This window comes from Aquabacterium sp. A7-Y, from assembly GCF_026153205.1.
Classification (GTDB): Bacteria; Pseudomonadota; Gammaproteobacteria; order Burkholderiales; family Burkholderiaceae_C; genus Caldimonas.
In genome coordinates this window covers 22,337-37,214 of sequence record NZ_JAPFBW010000022.1, presented here as the reverse complement: position 1 = coordinate 37,214, position 14,878 = coordinate 22,337, and the positions used below count along the sequence as shown (strand labels likewise).

Sequence of the window (14,878 nt, the reverse complement as noted above, 5' to 3'; positions counted from 1 at the left end):
GCAGGCACCGGGCCACGCGGTCAGGCCTTCAGGTACTCGGCCTTGCCGCCCAGCCAGCGAGCCACGTGGGCGGCGGCGATGCCGGGGTGGTCGTCCAGCAGCTCGGCGGCAGCGCGCCGGGCCTGCCGGACCAGCCCGATGTCCTCCTCCAGGTTGGCGAAGCGCAGCAGCGGCGCGCCGGACTGGCGGGCGCCAAGGAATTCGCCCGGGCCGCGGATCTCCAGGTCGCGCCGGGCGATCTCGAAGCCGTCGTGGGTCTCGGCCATGGCCTTCAGGCGCGACTTGCCGCTGTCCGACAGGGGTGAGGTGTAGAGCAGCACGCAGACGCTCGCGACCGCGCCCCGCCCGACCCGCCCGCGCAGCTGGTGCAGCTGGCTGAGCCCGAAACGCTCGGCATGCTCGATCACCATCAGGCTGGCATTGGGCACGTCGACGCCGACCTCGATCACGGTGGTCGCCACCAGCACCGCCATCTGGCCGCCCGAAAACAGCGACATCACCGCTGCCTTCTCGGCCGCCGGCATGCGGCCGTGCAGCAGCCCCACCATGCAGCCGGGCAGCGCCTGGCTGAGCTGCTCGTGGGTCGCGGTGGCGTTCTGCAGGTCCAGCTTCTCCGACTCCTCGATCAGCGGGCAGACCCAGTAGACCTGGCGGCCCTGGGCCACCTCGTCGCGGATGCGGGCGACGACCATCTCGCGCTTGGCGTCGGAGAACACCTTGGTGACGATGGGCGTGCGACCCGGCGGCAGCTCGTCGATGGTCGAGACGTCGAGGTCGGCGTAGTAGGTCATCGCCAGGGTGCGCGGGATCGGCGTGGCGCTCATCATCAGCAGGTGCGGCTCCAGGCCCGCGTCGCCCTCGGCCAGGCCGGGGCCGGGCTTCATCTTGCTGCGCAGCGCGAGGCGCTGGGCCACCCCGAAGCGGTGCTGCTCGTCGATGACCGCCAGCCCCAGGCGCGCGAACTCGACCTGGTCCTGGATCACCGCGTGGGTGCCCACGACCAGCTGCGCCTCGCCGTCGGCCACCCGGGCGATCATTTCGCGGCGCGCCTTGCCCTTCTGGCTCCCGGTCAGCCAGGCGATGACGATGCCCAGCGGCTCCAGCCAGCCGACCAGCTTGCGGAAATGCTGCTCGGCCAGGATCTCGGTAGGTGCCATCAGCGCGCACTGCCAGCCGGCGCCGATCGCGACGGCGGCCGCCATCGCGGCGACCACCGTCTTGCCCGAGCCGACGTCGCCCTGCAGCAGGCGGTGCATCGGCTGGGGCCGCTGCAGGTCGCGCGCGATCTCCTCGACGACGCGGCGCTGCGCGTCGGTGAGCCGGAACGGCAAGGCGGCGAGCAGCCGTTCGTGCAGGCCGCCGCGCTCCAGCGGCAGCGCCGGCGCCCGCAGCAGCGCGCGCTCGCGCTGCGCCTGCAGCTGCGAGAGCTGCTGGGCCAGCAGCTCCTCGAACTTCAGGCGCTGCCAGGCGGGGTGGCTGCGGTCCTCGAGCGTCAGCACGGGTGTGGCCGGCGGCGGGTGGTGCAGGAAGTGCAGCGCCTCGTGCAGGCTGGGCAGCCCCGGCGGCAGCACCGCCTCGGGCAGGATCTCGTCGAGCCGCGCGCGCGCCAGCCCCGAGGCGACGGCCTTGCGCAGGTAGTTCTGCGGCAGGTTGGCCGAGGTCGGGTAGACCGGGGTCAGCGAGGCGGCCAGCGGGGTGTCTTCATCGACCGCCTTGAAGCTGGGGTGCACCATCTCGCGCCCCAGGAAGCCGCCGCGCAGCTCGCCCCTCACACGCACACGCTGGCCGGCCGAGAGCGTCTTCTGGTGGGCCGGGTAGAAGCTGAAGAAGCGCAGCTGGACGGTGTCGCTGCCATCGTCCAGCGTCACGACGAGCTGGCGGCGCGGACGCAGTGTGACCTGGCTGTCGGACACGACCCCCTCGACCTGCACGGCCTGGCCGTGGCGCGCATCGCGCAGTCGCGTGATGCGGGTCTCGTCCTCGTAGCGCAGCGGCAGGTGCAAGGCCAGGTCGATATCACGCTCCAGGCCCATCTTCTCCAGCGCCTTCTGCGGCGCCGATTTCTCCCGCTTCGGCGCGGAGGCGGGCGGTGCGGACGGCGGAACGGGGCTGGAAGCGGCGACCGGGGGCATAGGCGACAATTCTGCCTTTGCTTTTTTCACCTGCGGCACGGGTCTGTCCGGCCCTCGTTCCAAGATGTCTCGCGCCTACACCCTGAGCGACTTCGACTTCGCGCTGCCTCCCGAACTCATCGCCCAGCACCCCGCCGCCGAACGCAGCGCCTCGCGGCTGCTCGACGGCCGCGGTCGCGCCCCGGTGGACCGGGTCTTCCGCGAGCTGCCCGGCCTGCTGGAGCCGGGCGACCTGCTGGTCTTCAACGACACCCGCGTGATCAAGGCCAGGCTGCACGGCGCCAAGGCCAGCGGCGGGCATGTCGAGGCGCTGGTCGAGCGCGTACTGCCGGGCCACGAGGTGCTGGCCCATCTGCGCGCCAGCAAGTCGCCCAAGCCGGGCAGCACGGTGCGTTTCGCCGAGGCCTTCGATGCCGAGGTGCTGGGCCGCGGCGGCCCGGACGGCGGCCTGTTCCACCTGCGTTTTCCGGAGGAGCCGCTGGCGCTGCTGGAGCGCCACGGCCACGTGCCGCTGCCGCCCTACATCACGCACGAGGACAGCAGCGAGGACGAACGGCGCTACCAGACGGTGTTCGCCGACAAGCCGGGCGCGGTCGCGGCCCCGACCGCAGCGCTGCACTTCGACGAGGGCGTGCTGGCGGCGTTGCGCGAGCGCGGCGTGGGCACCGCGAATGTGACGCTGCATGTCGGCGCCGGCACCTTCCAGCCGGTGCGCACCGAAAACCTCGCGGAGCACAAGATGCACAGCGAGTGGTTTGAGGTGCCGCAGGCCACCGTCGCGGCCAGCGAGCAGGTGCGCCGCGACGGCGCCCGGGTGGTCGCCGTCGGCACGACCACCTTGCGTGCGTTGGAGTCGGCCGCTCTGGGCGGCACGTTGACCGCGGGCGCGCGCGAGACCGACATCTTCATCACCCCGGGCTTTCAGTTCCAGGTGGTGGATCGGCTGCTGACCAACTTCCACCTGCCCAAGAGCACGCTGATGATGCTGGTCAGTGCCTTTGCCGGGTATGAGCGGGTGATGGAGCTCTACCGGCACGCAATCGAAGAGCGCTACCGGTTTTTCAGCTATGGGGATGCGATGCTGCTGGCGCGGGCGTGTTGAGCGTGGGCTTCGTCACCTGGCCAAGGCTCTCAACACTGCCCAGCGACGTTTCATGATCTCGCGCGCAGCTTTGAGCTGCGCTTGGAACTCCGCGCTGCGAGGCGCTGAACCCGGGCCATTCGGTTTTTCGGTGGAGGACATGGTATCTCCCTGCTCCGCTTCGCGCGGTCTTCATCAATTTTTCGACAAGACAGCGCCCGGTAGACTAGCCGTCCCGCGGCAGCTTTACAAGAGCCCTGCGCGGCCATCCTTTTCCTGATACTCGCCATGCCTCAGACGCTCCCGTCCACTCCCGCCCCCCTCTCCCGCGGCCTCCACTTCGAAGTCCTGAAGACCGAGGGCCTGGCCCGGCGCGGCCGCCTCACCTTGAACCACGGCGTGGTCGAGACGCCGATCTTCATGCCGGTGGGCACCTATGGCACGGTCAAGGGCGTCATGCCGCGCTCGCTGGAAGAGATGGGCGCGCAGATCATCCTCGGTAACACCTTCCACCTTTGGCTGCGCCCCGGGCTGGACGTGCTGCAGCAGTTCGGCGGGCTGCACCGCTTCGAGGGCTGGAGCCAACCCATCCTGACCGACAGCGGCGGCTTCCAGGTCTGGAGCCTGGGCGACATGCGCAAGATCAGCGAAGAGGGCGTCAAGTTCGCCTCGCCGGTCAATGGCGACAAGCTGTTCCTGACGCCCGAGGTGAGCATGCAGATCCAGCGTGTGCTCAACAGCGACATCGTCATGCAGTTCGACGAGTGCACGCCCTACATCATGGGCGACAAGGCGACCGGCCACCTCACCACCGAGAAGGAAGCGCGCTACTCGATGGAGCTGAGCCTGCGCTGGGCCAGGCGCTGCCAGGTCGAGTTCGACAAGCTGCAGAACCCGAACGCGCTGTTCGGCATCGTGCAGGGCGGCATGTACACGCAGCTGCGGGACGAGTCGCTGGCCGGGCTCGAAGCGCTCGACTTCCCCGGCCTCGCGGTCGGCGGCCTCAGCGTCGGCGAGCCCAAGGCCGAGATGATGCGGGTGCTCGAGCACATCGGCCCACGCCTGCCGGCCCACAAGCCGCACTACCTGATGGGCGTGGGCACGCCCGAGGACCTGGTCGACGGCGTCGCCAACGGCATCGACATGTTCGACTGCGTGATGCCGACCCGCAACGCCCGCAACGGGCACCTGTTCACGCGCTTCGGCGACCTGCGGCTGCGCAACGCCCGCTACAAGACCGACCAGCGCCCGGTGGACGAGAGCTGCAGTTGCCACACCTGCAGCACCTTCAGCCGTGCCTACCTGCACCACCTGGACCGCTGCGGCGAGATGCTGGGGCCGATGCTGACCAGCATCCACAACTTGCACTACTACCTGAACCTGATGCGCGAGGTGCGCGAGGCACTGGACGCCGGCCGCTTCGACAGCTGGCGCCGGCAGTTCGCCGCGGACCGCGCCCGCGGCGTCTAGCTCTTCGCAGGGCGACCCTCAGGCCGCCATTTGCTCCAGCAGGTAGTTGGCGCCGTCGTACTGCGCCAGCGCCTCCGTCAGCCACGGCAGCAGGTCGCGCAGCCGGTCGTGCAGCACCCACGGCGGGTTGATCACGAACATGCCGCTGCCCAGCAGCCCATAGCCCTGGGCATCGGGCTGCTGCACCGTCATGCGCACATGCAGCCAGCCCTTGGGCGCGACCGACTTGAGGCGCTGCGGCAGTTGCTGCGATTCCAGCCGCGGAAGGTGCGGGTACCACACCATGATCACACCCTCGGCGAAGCGTTTCAGCGCGTCGCGCACGGTGTTGACCACCAGGCCGTAGTCGGCCTTCATCTCGTAGGGCGGATCGATCAGCACCGCGCCGCGCCGCGAAGGCGGCGGCAGCTGCGACTTCAGGCCGCTGAAGCCGTCGCCGTGGTGGACCTCGGTGTGCGGCTGGCTGCCGAAGTGCTGGGCCAGCAGCTTGAGGTCGGTGGGATGCAGCTCCCACAGGCGCAGCCGGTCCTGCGGGCGCAGCAGCTGCAGCGCCAGCGCGGGTGAGCCGGGATAGTGCTTGAGCGCGCCGCTGGCGTTGTGCTCGCGCACCAGCGCGACGTAGTCGGCCACCGCCTCGGGCAGGTCGTCGCGCTCCCACAGCCGGCCGATGCCGTTCTCGAACTCGGCGTTCTGCTGCGCATAACGGCCCTGCAGCTTGTAGGCGCCGGCACCGGCGTGGGTGTCGATCAGCCAGTACGGCTTTTCCTTCTCGCCCAGGTAGCGCAGCACCTGCACCATCACGAGGTGCTTGAGGACGTCGGCATGGTTGCCCGCGTGGAATGCATGTCGGTAGGCGAGCATGGTGGGAGCCTGGTTCGGTGCGCGGCGGCGCCGCGCCAAGGGTGAACTGTAGCGCCTGCGGGACAGCGGGGCGGCTCAAGCCGCTGCGCGAAGACGGGTGGCTCGCCGCCGGCTCACCAGAAGGCCCACTCGCCGGTCGTCACCACCCACACCCCCAGCACGCCGTTGGTGACGGCATGCGAGATCACCGGCACCCACAGCTTGCCGGTGTGGCGGTACAGCCAGGCATAGGCGAGGCCGGCCACGATGGCGGCCAGCCACAGGGTGTGGGCCAGCGCGAAGACGCCGGTGGACAGGGCGATCGCCTTGAGCCCGACGCGCCGGGGATCGACGCCTTCGAACTGCGGCTGCTCCAGCCAGCGCATCAGGAAGGAGCGCCAGAACAGCTCCTCCATCACCGGCACCAGCAGGGCCGCGCCGATCCAGCGCACCACGATCAGCGGCCAGTCGAGCCGGCCCTCCGCATCGACCGGCGTGAACGAGGCGGTCGGCTCGCCCACCACCATCCAGGGCAGGTCCATGTGGATCCACAGCCCGAACACCGCCAGCCCCACGCCAATGGCGAGCACCCACTCGCCGAGGCGGGGCGCCGTGGCGCGAGCCAGTTCCACGTATTCGCGCCGGAACCCCACGAGAACGGCCGCCACGGCGACCACGCAGACGCCGTAGATCCAGCGGCCGTCCAGGCCCGAGTCCTCGGGCACGGCACCGCGGACCACCAGCAGGATCATGAACAAGGCGAAGGGCACGATCCGCGCGAGCGCGGCGCGGGACAACTGGAACGGCATGAAAAGAGCCCCTGACATCTTCGATGTAAATGGGCGGAAGAATGCCCCAGCTTGGCGCTGACGAAGCTGACAATTCGTATCAGTGGTGTCGCAAGCGCTGCACAGCTGCAATGAAACGCGGCGCCATCGGCGCCGGCAGGGTGCTTCCAGCGCCGGCCCACGCCGGCAGGCGGTCGCCCTCGACAGCGACGGGGCAGCCTGGAAGGGGGCGCGCCTGGAGGGCGGCAAGAAAGCGGCGCGCGACCCCGCAGGCCGGCTGCCGCGCCGGGCGTCTCAGCTCGCGAGCAGGCGGCCCACCTGCTCGCGCAGGCTCTCGGGGCTCACCTGCTGCGGTGGCAGCGCCGGCCCCGCCACCAGGCCGACCCGGCTGAACAGGCCGCGCCGGAACGGCCGCACCATCGCCTGGCCCTGCTCCACGCGCGAGAAATAGGAGCCCCAGAGGTTTTGCAGCGCCACCGGCACCACCGGCACCGGCTGCTCCTCCAAGATCTTCATGATGCCGCCCTTGAAGGCCTGCAGTTCGCCGTCGCGCGTGATCGCGCCCTCGGGGAAGATGCCCAGCAGGTCGCCTTCACGCAGCACCTCGGCGGCGCGGGCGAAGGCCTGCTCGTAGGTGGCCGGGTCTTCCTTCTGCGGCGCGATCGGGATCGCGCGCGCCAGCTTGAACAGCCAGCCCAACACCGGGATGCGGAAGATGCGGTGGTCCATGATGAAGACGATGGGCCGGGGGCTGGCCGCCATCAGCAGGATGGCGTCGACGAAGCTCACGTGGTTGGCCGCGACGATGGCGGCGCCGTGGGCCGGGATGTGCTCGTCGCCGCGCACCTTGAAGCGGTAGATGCAGCGCGACAGCAGGAAGGCCACGAAACGCAGCAGGTACTCGGGCACCAGCATGAAGATGTAGAAGCCCACCACCGCGTTGAGCAGCCCGGTGACGAGGAACACCTGGGGGATCGTGAAGCCGGCCTCGAGCAGGCCGCCGGCCATCACGGCGCTGGCGATCATGAACAACGCATTGAGGATGTTGTTGGCCGCGATGATGCGGGCCCGGTGGCTGGGCTGGGCGCGCAGCTGGATCAGCGCATACATCGGCACGCTGTAGAGCCCGGCGCTCAGGCTCAGCAGCAGCAGGTCGGCCATCACGCGCCAGTGGCCAGGCTGCGCCACGAAGCTCGCCAGGTCGTGGCTGGCGCCTGCCGGGAGGCCGCGCGAAGCGAAGTAGAGGTCGATCGCGAACACGCTCATGCCCAAGGCGCCCACCGGGACCAGGCCGATCTCGACATGGCGCCGCGACAGCGTCTCGCACAGCAGCGAGCCGACACCGATACCGATCGAGAACACCACCAGCAGCAGCGAGGCCACCTGCTCGTTGCCGTGCAGCACGTCCTTGGCGAAGGCCGGGAACTGCGACAGGAAAACGGCGCCGAAAAACCACATCCAGGAGATCCCCAGGATGGAGCGGAACACGGCGACGTTGTCGCCGGCGAGCTTCAGGTTGCGCCAGGTCTCGGTGACCGGGTTCCAGTTGATCTTCAGCTGCGGGTCGGTGGCGGGCGAGACCGGCACGCGCTGGGCCGTGACCCGGCCCAGCACCGCGAGGCCGAAACAGGCCCATGCGACATAGGTGCTGCCCGAGCCCGGCACCGCGATGAGCAGGCCGCCGGCGACGTTGCCGAGCAGGATGGCGACGAAGGTCCCCATCTCGACCATGCCGTTGCCGCCGGTCAGTTCACGCTCGTCGAGGTGCTGCGGCAGGTAGGCGTACTTGACCGGGCCGAACAGCGTCGAGTGCAGCCCCATCAGGAACACGCAGGCCAGCAGCAGCGCCACCTGCTGGGTCATGAAACCCCAGCCGGCCACCGCCATGATGGCGATCTCCAGCGACTTGACGAAGCGGATCAGCACCGCCTTGTCGTACTTGTCGGCCAGCTGCCCGCTGGTGGCGGAAAACAGCAGGAAGGGCAGGATGAACAGCGCACCGATCGCCAGGCCCGCGAGCGCCGGCGGCAGCCAGGCCACCTGCAGCTGGTAGGTGACCAGCACCGTGAAAGCGAACTTGAACAGGTTGTCGTTGCCCGCGCCCAGGAACTGGGTCCAGAAAAACGGTGCGAAGCGGCCTTGCTTCAACAGGGCGAACTGGCTGGTGTGTTGTTCTTGCTGCATAGGTGATGAGGTGCGGCCGGCGGCTCAGGAATAGGCTTGCGAGAGCGGCACGGCAGCGGCTGTCCGACGTCGCTGGGATTTAACCACCAGCACCAGGGCCCAGACATACTGGCTCAGTACAAATACCGGCAGTGCCAGCCAATAAAACCACAGCCAGTGGTAGCCGGCCTGGGTGGTCTTGAAGGTCACGGGCGCCTGGACCAGCAAGCGCACCGTCTCGCCGCGCAGTCCGGGCGCGACCTCGGTCACCTTCAGCGTCACGCTGCTGCGGCCGGCCGGCACATTCGGAGTGGGCCCTGGCACCGGCTCGGCGCGACGGCGCGACTGCACCGACACCTCGACTTGCACCGCGGCAGCCGGGCTCTGCAGCCTGTGCGTGCGGCCGTCGCCGGGCACGCTCGGGGCGCCGCCTGCGACCGGCTGCAAGTCCAGGTGGCGAGGCACACGCTCGGACTGCAGCCCCATCACGAGATGGTGGCCGAGCACGCTGCCGACCTCGGCCTGGACGACCTGGCCCGGCGTCAGCAGCAGCGGCACCGACACGGGCCGGGAGGCCAATCGGCCGGCGGCGTAATAAGCCCCCGCGAGCGCGGTGACGAGCGTCCAGGCCGCCCAGGCCCAAGCCAGTGAGCGAACCGTCATGACGACCCCTCGTCCGATGAGTACATCGGCCGGTCCCCCGAGGGGACGCGGGCCGGCTTGGGAGCGGCCCGGCGCTCGGCCCTTGGTGACGACCCCTCGTCCGATGAGTACATCGGCCGGTCCCCCGAGGGGACGCGGGCCGGCTTGGGAGCGGCCCGGCGCTCGGCCCTTGGTGACGACCCCTCGTCCAACAGGTATGTCGGCCGGCGGCTCATCGCACCACCTCCACCCGCCCGCCCAGCCCGCTGCGCTCCAGCCAGGCAAACACCGAGTCCACCGTGACGGTGTGGATGCGCCCGGCGTAGCGCTGGCCATTGGGATGGTCGTCGAAGGCGATGTTGGCCGCGCTGATGCGCCCGCCCAGGCGAGTCAGCGTGCCGATGCGCAGCTCGCTCGGCTCGTAGTCCTTCAGGCGCAGCCAGGCCTGGGCACGCTCGCGGGTGCGCGCGCCGGGGTCGGCCGCCATCGCCAGCGTCTCGACGGCCCACTGGTTGGACTGCTGGTAGCGCTGCGCCCACGGGTAGGCCAGCATGTTGTAGGCGGGCGTGTGCAGCCGCGCCGCCCGCTGGGGATCGCGCAGCACCGGCAGCAGCGCCGCCTGCAGCTCGGGGCTCAGGCGCACGATGCCGGCCTCGAAGGCAAACAGGTCGTCGAGGAAAAACTGGCCCAGCCCCTGGCGGTAGAGCGCCGCGCGGTCGGTGCCGCACTGGTTGAGCTTGTGCACCACACGCCAGGGCCCGCCGGGCGTCTCGCGCAAGGCATAACCGAGGTGCGAATAGTGCAGGCCATGGCGGCGCAGGTCCTGGCCGACGCGGGCGATCACCACCACCTGCTCGCCTGACGCGTCGAGGAAACGGGTGGTGCGCTGCGCCAGTTCGATGCCGCGCACCAGGGTCTGGGTGGCCATCGGCTTGTGCTCGCAGGAGCGGCCGGCCTGCGCAGGGCCTGCCAGCAGGAGCCCCGCGATCAATGCGGCCAGGGCCGGCAGCGCACGCAGCTGCCGACGCGCGTGGGGATAGGCCATGGCGCTCATCGCGTCAGGCGCTCGTTGTAGAGCAGGGCCGCGCCCAGCTCATTGGGGATGAAGGCGATGGCCTCGCCGGCGGCCGACAGCACCCAGCCGGCGCCCAGTGCGACCACCGTCACCGCGGTGCCGGCCGACAGCAGCACGGCGCCGGCCGCCTGGCCGGCAAAACGCAGGCTGGCCCGGGCGCCGTCGGAGGCACGCTCCAGCACCCAGACGGTGCCGTCGACCGAGGCCTCGACAGCCACCACGCTCAGGACCACGCCGCCGGACAGCAGGCCGACGGGCGCCGCCACCGAGACGGCCAGCGGCAGGGCCGACAAGGCGCTCGCTTCGGAGACATGGGTGGGGTGGGCAAGCGCGGACCCGGGCAGGCCGAGGCAGGCCAGGGCCAGCACCGGAGCCGCGAGCGCGGCTGGCAGGACAAGACGGAAGCTCATGGATGGCTCCTCAGGAAGGGACGGTGGCGCCGGCCGACGGGCCGGCGGGGTCGATCAGGCGGCGTCCTGGGTGGAGGCCGGGCGCAGCGCAGCGCCTTCCATGCGGGCCTGGGCCAGGTCGGCCTCGTGGGCGTCGCGCAGGGTCTTGGCGAGCGTGAAGACGCTGGAGATCAGGAACAGCCAGCTCACGCCCAGGTAGGCCTTGTAGGTCGGGTTGATGCCCATGCGCCACAGGCCCCAGGCGGTCAGCGCCATCGACACGCCGAAGCCGCCCCAGACCACCAGCTTCCACATCGGGGTGTCGGTCTTGCGGATTTCGTTGTCGCGCACGAACTTCGCCAGCGCGAAGGCCGAGGAGAGACAGAACACGTAGCCCATCACCATGAATGCGCGGTGGATGTCCTCGCCCGGCAGCCAGGCGAGGCCGGTGGCGCACAGCGTGACCGCAGTGCCGAAGGAGATCCAGACTTGTGCCTTCCAGGCGGAGGTATCGCGACGGATGGCAGGGTGGGTACGCATGCAAGCCTCAGGGCTGTTGAACATGCTGCGCATCGTGCCGAGCCGCCGCCCGGCCGGCAAGGAAACGATACGCTGTTGCCTTCCACGCGACCTCTGGTATCTTCAGGAGATACTTCACCTGGGAGAGGAGACCCCCACATCATGAGTACCACCCTGGACCTCGTCACCGCCTTGAAGGCCGAGCTGAAGGCCGCCGGCATCACCTATGCCGAGCTGGCGACACAGCTGGGCATGGCCGAGTCCAGCGTCAAGCGTGTGTTCGCCAAGGGCGACATGCCGCTGTCGCGCATCGACGAGATCTGCCGGGTGCTGAAGCTGGACTTCGCCGACCTGGCGCGTCGTGTCGCCGACGCCCAGCCGCTGCGGCGCGAATTGAGCGTGGAGCAGGAGAAGGCCGTGATCGCCGACCGGCGCCTGCTGCTGGTGGCGATCTGCTGCCTGAGCCAGTGGACCTTCGAGCAGATGCTGTCGACCTACACGCTCAGCGAGGCCGACGTGGTGAAGTACCTGACCCAGCTCGACCGCCTCGGCATCATCGAGCTCAAGCCCATGAACCGCTACCGGCTCAAGGTCGCCAAGGGATTCCGCTGGCGACCGCACGGGCCGGTGATGCAGTACTTCCGTGCCGAAGTGGTGGACGACTACTACAGCGGCGGCTTCGACGGCGAAGGCGAGATGCTGACACTGGTGCACGGCTCGATCGGCAAGAGCCTGGCCAACCTCTTCAACGAGAGGCTGCAGCGCGTCGCCCAGGACTTCGCGCAGCAGCACCTGGCCGACCAGAAGCTGCCGGCCTCGCAGCGGGCGCCCTACACCCTGGTGATCGGCATGCGCTCCTGGCTGTTCGCGGCCTTCCGGGACCTCAAGCGCAACAACGGGGCGGCGTGAAGCGGGCACCAGCACGGGTATGCTGCCGCCACCCGGCAAGGCGCCGGCGGCATGGACAGAGATTCAAACACGGCCAAGCAGCTCAGACATGGACACACCGAGTACCCGATCCCTGGTTTTCGCTTCGTTGGCGCTGCTGGCGCTGCTCCTGGCGTCCGGCATCCAGCCCTACGATCGCCTCACCTGGGCGCTGGAAGTGCTGCCGGTCGTGATTGCGCTGCCTGTCCTCTGGGCGACGCAGCGCCGCTTCCCGCTCACGACGCTGCTGTATCTGTGCATCTTCCTGCACGGCGTGGTGCTGATGGTCGGCGGGGCCTACACCTATGCGAGAGTCCCGCTCGGCTTCCAGATCGCCGAGGTGCTGGGTCTGCAACGCAACCCCTACGACAAGATCGGCCACTTCTTCCAAGGTTTCGTGCCGGCACTCGTCGCGCGCGAGATCCTGATCCGCGGCGACCATGTACGCGGCCGCGCGATGCTGACTTTCCTCGTGGTCTGCATCGTGCTGAGCATCAGTGCGACCTACGAGCTGGCCGAATCGGCCGCCGCGCTGGCGCTGGGCCAGGGGGCCGACGAATTCCTGGGGACCCAGGGCGATCCCTGGGACACCCAATCGGACATGTTCCTGGCGCTCCTCGGCGCGGTCGCGGCACTGGGGCTGTTTCGACGCCTGCACGATCGTCAGCTGGGGACGGCGGCATCCCGCCCGCCGTCGCCCTGAGTTCCTGTGGGGACAGACAGGCTGTGCTGGCTACACGATGCCGCGGTCCCGCAGCGCCTGCAGCTGCTCGGCCGTCACCCCGACCTCGCGCAGCACCGCCTGCGTGTCCTCGCCCAGCGTGGGCGCACGCCGGCCTATCGCGCCAGGCGTCGCCGAGAGCACCGGCACCACGCCCGGCACCTCCACGCTGAGGCCGTCGGCGCTCTCGACACGCTGGATCATGCCGCGCGCCCGGTAGTGCGGGTCTTCCGCGATGTCCTTGGCGGTGTAGATGCGGCCGGCCGGCACACGCGCGGTCTCCAGCGTGTCGAGCACCTCGGGCACCGCCCGCGACGCGGTCCACGCGGCGATGGCCGCATCGATCTCGGCCACGCGGCGCACCCGGCCGACGTTGTTCGCCAGCTCCGGGTCGGCGGCCAGGTCGTCGCGGCCGATCGCGCCCATCAGCCGCTTGAAGATGGAGTCGCCGTTGCCGGCCACCAGCACCCAGCCGTCGCGGCACGGGTAGGCATTGCTGGGCGCGATGCCGGGCAAGGCCGAGCCGGCCGGCTCGCGCACCACGCCGAAGGCGCTGTACTCGGGCAGCAGGCTTTCCATGCAGTTGAACACCGCCTCGTAGAGCGCGACGTCCACCACCTGGCCGCGGCCGCTCTCGCGCCGATGGTGCAGCGCCATCAGCACACCGATCACACCATGCAGCGAGGCCAGCGTGTCGCCGATGCTGACACCCACGCGCACCGGCACCCGGCCGGGCTCCGCGCTCAGGTGGCGCAGACCGCCCATCGCCTCGGCCACCACGCCAAAGCCGGGTCGGTCCCTGTAGGGCCCGCTCTGGCCGTAGCCGCTGATGCGCAGCATGATCAGCCCGGGGTTGCTCGCGCTCAGGCTGTCGTAGTCCAGCCCCCAGCCTTCCATCACGCCGGGCTTGAAGTTCTCGATCAGCACATCGGCCTCGGCGATGAGCCGGCGCGCGATCTCGCGCGCCTCCGGCTGGCGCAGGTCCAGGGTCACGCTTTTCTTGTTGCGCGACTGCACCTGCCACCAGACGCTGGTGCCCTCGTGCAGCAGCCGCCACTGGCGCAGCGGGTCGCCGCCGTCGGGCGGCTCGACCTTGATCACGTCGGCGCCGAAGTCGGCCAGCGTCTTGGCCGCGAAGGGGCCGGCAATCAGCTGGCCGAGTTCGACCACACGCAGGCCGGCCAGCGGGCCGCGAGTGTCGGAGCAGGCAGGGGTTGTCGAGGTCATCGTGGGTCCTGGGCAGGGGCTTGCGAGCTGGCGGGGGACGACGCGGGCCACGCACCTCGCAAGGCGGCGCAGTGGTCGGCCGGGGGTTCGTGGGGGGCCGGCCGCCAGTCGTCGAAGCCAGGCTCTGCCGCCGCGGGCGAGTGGCTGGACGAGAAGGCGATGGTGCGCAGCGGCAGGCGCGGTGCCAGCTTCTGCAAGTGCAGTGGAACGCCCAGCTCCCGCGAGGCGTGCGCCGAGCCGGCCAGGAGCACCACCACGGCGTCGCGGCCCGCGCCCTCGGCTGCCTGCCGGACCGCCCGGGCCAGCGCGTCGTCGCGCGCCAGCTGCATGCGGACCATGCCGGGCAGCTGCGCCTCGGGCAGCAAGCCGCAATGGCCGTCGCGCACCGCCTCGGTCAGCCGGCGTTGGTTCGCAGCGGGCACCGTGTCGTCCCAGCGCCCCTGCCGCATCGCCTCGCGCAGTTGCGGGCGCGACAGGTTGCCGCCGAACACCGGGCGGCCGGCTCGCACCGCGTTCATCACCACGTCCCGGTAGCGCGACCAGGGCCAGGCCTTGTCGTTCCACGCCAGCGCCGCCTGCACCTGGGCCTCGCTGGCATCAGGCGGCAGGGCCACGGTGCTCGCCCCCTGCCCCGCCATCTCGATCACTACGGCGTGCAGATGCCCCTGCTTCGCCAGCCGGGCGATCTCGTCGGCCGTCTGGCGCTGGTGGTCGGCGTGGTCGTGGCGTTCGCCGAACAGCCAGGCCGACTGCGCTGTGGCGAGAACGGGCCACAGCCACAGGGCGACGAGCGCTGCCAGGCAGGCGCGCCGGGGCCGGCGCAGGACGTGGTGGACACGGGAGGCCGCTTTCATGCGGGCATGCTAACCGCGCACGAAGGCGGCCGGTATGTCGGAACACGCGC

The 14,878-nt window shown here is 70.1% G+C and carries 14 protein-coding genes; 4 read left to right on the top strand and 10 right to left on the bottom strand.

Features of this window, described 5'->3' with window-relative positions; translation table 11 throughout:
• Nucleotides 1–20: 20 nt before the first annotated feature.
• Entirely contained in the window at nt 21–2,132 is a 2,112-nt protein-coding gene (recG, locus tag OOT46_RS19350; protein WP_265405271.1) for an ATP-dependent DNA helicase RecG, read from the bottom strand.
• A 64-nt stretch (nt 2,133–2,196) separates the two neighbouring features.
• On the opposite strand from recG, the gene queA reads away from it, so the two are divergent.
• Nucleotides 2,197–3,234, top strand: a complete 1,038-nt coding sequence (queA, locus tag OOT46_RS19345; protein ID WP_265405270.1) for a tRNA preQ1(34) S-adenosylmethionine ribosyltransferase-isomerase QueA — start codon at nt 2,197–2,199, stop codon at nt 3,232–3,234.
• A 267-nt stretch (nt 3,235–3,501) separates the two neighbouring features.
• Nucleotides 3,502–4,683, top strand: a complete 1,182-nt coding sequence (gene tgt, locus OOT46_RS19340) for a tRNA guanosine(34) transglycosylase Tgt (protein ID WP_265405269.1) — start codon at nt 3,502–3,504, stop codon at nt 4,681–4,683.
• Between the two features lie 18 nt (nt 4,684–4,701).
• Here the strand turns inward: tgt and OOT46_RS19335 are convergent, their stop codons facing one another.
• The 7 genes from OOT46_RS19335 to OOT46_RS19305 form a co-directional block, all read right to left on the bottom strand.
• Nucleotides 4,702–5,544 carry a 23S rRNA (adenine(2030)-N(6))-methyltransferase RlmJ gene (locus OOT46_RS19335; protein ID WP_265405268.1) on the bottom strand — a complete coding sequence of 281 codons (843 nt, stop codon included), beginning with the start codon at nt 5,542–5,544 and terminating at the stop codon, nt 4,702–4,704.
• A gap of 113 nt (nt 5,545–5,657) precedes the next feature.
• On the bottom strand, nt 5,658–6,332 hold the full coding sequence (locus tag OOT46_RS19330) for a CAAX prenyl protease-related protein (protein WP_265405267.1): 675 nt from the start codon (nt 6,330–6,332) through the stop codon (nt 5,658–5,660).
• Nucleotides 6,333–6,605: 273 nt separating this feature from the next.
• Nucleotides 6,606–8,495 (bottom strand): MFS transporter, encoded by a 1,890-nt coding sequence (locus OOT46_RS19325; protein ID WP_265405266.1) that lies wholly within the window; start codon nt 8,493–8,495, stop codon nt 6,606–6,608.
• A 24-nt stretch (nt 8,496–8,519) separates the two neighbouring features.
• Nucleotides 8,520–9,137, bottom strand: a complete 618-nt coding sequence (locus OOT46_RS19320) for a hypothetical protein (RefSeq protein ID WP_265405265.1) — start codon at nt 9,135–9,137, stop codon at nt 8,520–8,522.
• 211 nt (nt 9,138–9,348) lie between these two features.
• On the bottom strand, nt 9,349–10,161 hold the full coding sequence (locus OOT46_RS19315) for a DUF2145 domain-containing protein (protein WP_265405264.1): 813 nt from the start codon (nt 10,159–10,161) through the stop codon (nt 9,349–9,351).
• 5 nt (nt 10,162–10,166) lie between these two features.
• Nucleotides 10,167–10,601, bottom strand: a complete 435-nt coding sequence (locus OOT46_RS19310; protein ID WP_265405263.1) for a hypothetical protein — start codon at nt 10,599–10,601, stop codon at nt 10,167–10,169.
• A gap of 54 nt (nt 10,602–10,655) precedes the next feature.
• Nucleotides 10,656–11,120 carry a YiaA/YiaB family inner membrane protein gene (locus OOT46_RS19305; protein WP_265405262.1) on the bottom strand — a complete coding sequence of 155 codons (465 nt, stop codon included), beginning with the start codon at nt 11,118–11,120 and terminating at the stop codon, nt 10,656–10,658.
• Between the two features lie 141 nt (nt 11,121–11,261).
• Between OOT46_RS19305 and OOT46_RS19300 the strand changes: the two genes are divergently transcribed.
• Both OOT46_RS19300 and OOT46_RS19295 read left to right on the top strand, forming a co-directional pair.
• Complete coding sequence (locus OOT46_RS19300; RefSeq protein WP_265405261.1) at nt 11,262–12,008, top strand: helix-turn-helix domain-containing protein; 747 nt, start codon at nt 11,262–11,264, stop codon at nt 12,006–12,008.
• 88 nt (nt 12,009–12,096) lie between these two features.
• Nucleotides 12,097–12,729, top strand: coding sequence for a DUF2238 domain-containing protein (locus tag OOT46_RS19295; protein WP_265405260.1), 633 nt, complete (start codon nt 12,097–12,099; stop codon nt 12,727–12,729).
• A 30-nt stretch (nt 12,730–12,759) separates the two neighbouring features.
• Here OOT46_RS19295 and OOT46_RS19290 read toward each other — a convergent pair whose 3' ends face one another.
• Together OOT46_RS19290 and OOT46_RS19285 are read right to left on the bottom strand one after the other, a co-directional pair.
• Nucleotides 12,760–13,974 (bottom strand): CaiB/BaiF CoA transferase family protein, encoded by a 1,215-nt coding sequence (locus OOT46_RS19290; protein WP_265405259.1) that lies wholly within the window; start codon nt 13,972–13,974, stop codon nt 12,760–12,762.
• Nucleotides 13,971–14,828: a ChaN family lipoprotein gene (locus OOT46_RS19285; protein ID WP_265405258.1), complete on the bottom strand. Its 858-nt coding sequence runs from the start codon at nt 14,826–14,828 to the stop codon at nt 13,971–13,973. Before OOT46_RS19285 ends, OOT46_RS19290 begins: the two co-directional genes overlap by 4 nt.
• Nucleotides 14,829–14,878 lie beyond the last annotated feature (50 nt).